A 576-nucleotide genomic window follows, 5' to 3' on the forward strand; every position below is an offset into this window, starting at 1 on the left:
TGAATCGCCCCGGGTTTCGTAGACACCTCCATGCCTTAAACTGAGGCCAATCAGGAGGTGCCATGAGCAACCCACGTTATCCCGAAGAATTCAAAATCCAAGCGGTCAATCAAGTGACCGAAAAGAAGCTGCCTGTCGCTGATGTGGCGGCGCGTCTTGGCGTGTCGTCGCATAGCCTCTATGCCTGGATAAAGCGCTACAGCAAACCTCAGGCAGAACGGCAGCAAGACGATGATCAGCACGCGGAACTGCGGCGTCTGCGAGCCGAACTCAAGCGGGTCACCGAAGAGCGAGACATCTTAAAAAAGGCGGCCGCGTACTTTGCCAAGGAGTGCGGTTGAAGTACGCCTTTATCAAGCAGCGAGCGGGCGACTATTCCATTCGGCGGCTTTGCCTGACGCTGAAAGTCCATCCCAGTGGTTATTACGCTTGGTTGTCTGAGCCGCAATCTGCACGCGCTAAAGACGACCAACGATTGCTGGGTTTGATCAAGCATTCATGGCTGGAGAGCGGCGGTGTTTATGGCTATCGCAAAATTCATGACGATCTGCGCGAGGTCGGTGAGGATTGTGGTCG

At 54.9% G+C, this 576-nt stretch carries 1 pseudogene; it reads left to right on the forward strand.

The features are described 5' to 3' along the window. Positions 1-62 precede the first annotated feature (62 nt). Positions 63-576 (forward strand): annotated as a pseudogene (locus tag AC07OP_RS31610) (transposase); the annotation flags it as partial.

The organism is Pseudomonas sp. GW821-FHT09D08, assembly GCF_059416305.1.